This is a genomic window from Mesorhizobium sp. M7A.F.Ca.CA.004.04.2.1, from assembly GCF_004022825.1.
GTDB lineage: Bacteria > Pseudomonadota > Alphaproteobacteria > Rhizobiales > Rhizobiaceae > Mesorhizobium.
The window spans coordinates 1-1,851 of the sequence record NZ_RZPH01001123.1; the positions used below are offsets into that span (position 1 = coordinate 1).

Genomic DNA, 1,851 nt, shown 5'->3' on the forward strand with positions numbered 1-1,851 from the left:
ACCATAGCCTCGCGGGCCACGGCAAGCAGCGGCGCACTGGCATTGTAGTCGAGATAGGCGCGTATTCCGGCCATTTTCGTCCGTCAAATCCCGTCAGAAGCCATTCCGCTGTCGTATGGCGTTATTTCCTTGAAATTCCAAGGCGAGCCGTCCTATTTACGCGGCTTGCGGCGCGGGTGGCCGGGCTCGATGTCTTGCCACTCAGTTTTGAACAATTCTAAACTAGCTTCTAAGAAGACGCTCGCCCTGCGTCAAGGCCAGAGGAAACGTTCCAGGCACCGCGCGTTCGTATTACCAAGTGGAGTATTTTATGCCTGAGGTCATTTTCACCGGTCCTGCCGGCCGCCTGGAGGGTCGCTATCAGCCTTCCAAGGAAAAGAGCGCGCCGATTGCCATCGTCCTGCACCCGCACCCGCAATTCGGCGGCACGATGAACAACAAGATCGTCTACGACCTCTTCTACATGTTCCAGAAGCGGGATTTCACCACGCTTCGCTTCAATTTCCGCGGCATCGGCCGCAGCCAGGGCGAGTTCGACCATGGCACCGGCGAGCTGTCGGACGCCGCCGCCGCTTTGGACTGGGTGCAGTCGCTGCATCCCGATTCCAAGAGCTGCTGGGTCGCCGGCTACTCCTTCGGCTCCTGGATCGGCATGCAGCTTCTGATGCGCCGGCCGGAGATCGAAGGCTTCATTTCGATCGCGCCGCAGCCCAACACCTATGATTTCTCGTTCCTGGCGCCCTGCCCGTCATCGGGCCTGATCATCCATGGCGATGCCGACAAGGTGGCGCCGCCGAAGGATGTGCAGGGCCTGGTCGACAAGCTGCACACGCAGAAGGGCATCACCATCACGCAAAAGACCTTGCCCGGCGCCAACCATTTCTTCGCCAACGATGCCGACCTGCTGCTCGAGGAATGCGCCGACTATCTCGACCGCCGGCTGGCCGGCGAATTGTCGGATCCGCGTCCGAAGCGGCTGAGATAAACAAGGCAAGAACGGACGGCGATGTACGAACCTCCTCATTTCAGGGAAACGCGGCCGGAAATCCTGCACGGGCTGATCCGGACGCATCCGCTGGGCCTGTTGGTTTCCAACGGGCCCGATGGGCCGGTCGCCAACGCTGTCCCGTTCCTGCTCGACGCGGAAATCGGGCCTAACGGCACGCTGCGCGCCCATCTGGCGCGGGCCAACCCGCAATGGCGCCTGTTGGCCGACAACCCGGCATCCCCCGTGCTGATCGTCTTCCAGGGCAGCGATGCCTATGTGACGCCGTCCTGGTACGAGACCAAGCGCGAGACCGGCAAGGTGGTGCCGACCTGGAATTACGCCATCGTGCAGGTTCGCGGCACCGTCAAGGTGATGGATGATCAGGACTGGCTGGCGCAGCAGATCGCCGATCTGACCATATCCCAGGAAGGCGCCCGCGCCGCACCCTGGGCGGTGACCGATGCGCCGGAGCCCTTCATCCAGTCGCAGATCAAGGGCATTATCGGGCTGGAAATCGAGATCAGCGAAATCCACGGCAAGTGGAAGGTCAGCCAGAACCGGCCGGTCGCCGATCGCGTCGGCGTTGCACAGGGGCTGGAAAGCGAAGACCACCAGTCGCCCGGCATGGCCGGCCTGGTCAGATCCTATGGCGGACTGGACGGCAACTGAACTTCGAATGCTCAGGCAGCCTTCCTTGTCGGTCCGATCAGCCGAAACGTTCTCTTGCGGACCGGCAGTCCCGACGGCATCGGCCGGAAAATGAAGCCGAGCCGGGCAAAGACCAGCCCGCAGGCGAGCGCGAAGCCGCAGCCAAGGCCGAAGCCGGCGACGGTGTCGCTGGGATAGTGCGCGCCAACGAAGAT

Annotated in this window: 3 protein-coding genes and 1 pseudogene; 3 read left to right on the plus strand and 1 reads right to left on the minus strand. The window is 62.3% G+C overall.

The window, feature by feature from the left end; translation table 11 throughout:
• The 3 genes from EN893_RS38810 to EN893_RS32010 form a co-directional block, all read left to right on the plus strand.
• The coding region (locus EN893_RS38810; RefSeq protein WP_206640214.1) for a hypothetical protein at window positions 1-221 on the plus strand (221 nt) is incomplete at its 5' end.
• 89 nt (window positions 222-310) lie between these two features.
• The gene (locus EN893_RS32005) at window positions 311-985 is read left to right on the plus strand and encodes an alpha/beta hydrolase (protein ID WP_023669128.1); all 675 of its coding nucleotides are present in this window, start codon (window positions 311-313) and stop codon (window positions 983-985) included.
• A 21-nt stretch (window positions 986-1,006) separates the two neighbouring features.
• Window positions 1,007-1,657 carry an FMN-binding negative transcriptional regulator gene (locus tag EN893_RS32010; protein WP_127268785.1) on the plus strand — a complete coding sequence of 217 codons (651 nt, stop codon included), beginning with the start codon at window positions 1,007-1,009 and terminating at the stop codon, window positions 1,655-1,657.
• An 11-nt stretch (window positions 1,658-1,668) separates the two neighbouring features.
• Here the strand turns inward: EN893_RS32010 and EN893_RS32015 are convergent.
• A pseudogene (locus tag EN893_RS32015) lies at window positions 1,669-1,851 on the minus strand (phosphoesterase); the annotation flags it as partial.

What these genes read in the sequence shown, in the direction of transcription:
- EN893_RS32005 (WP_023669128.1), top strand. Translation starts at nt 311, where the DNA reads ATGCCTGAGGTCATTTTCACCGGTCCTGCCGGCCGCCTGGAGGGTCGC.
- EN893_RS32010 (WP_127268785.1), top strand. Translation starts at nt 1,007, where the DNA reads ATGTACGAACCTCCTCATTTCAGGGAAACGCGGCCGGAAATCCTGCAC.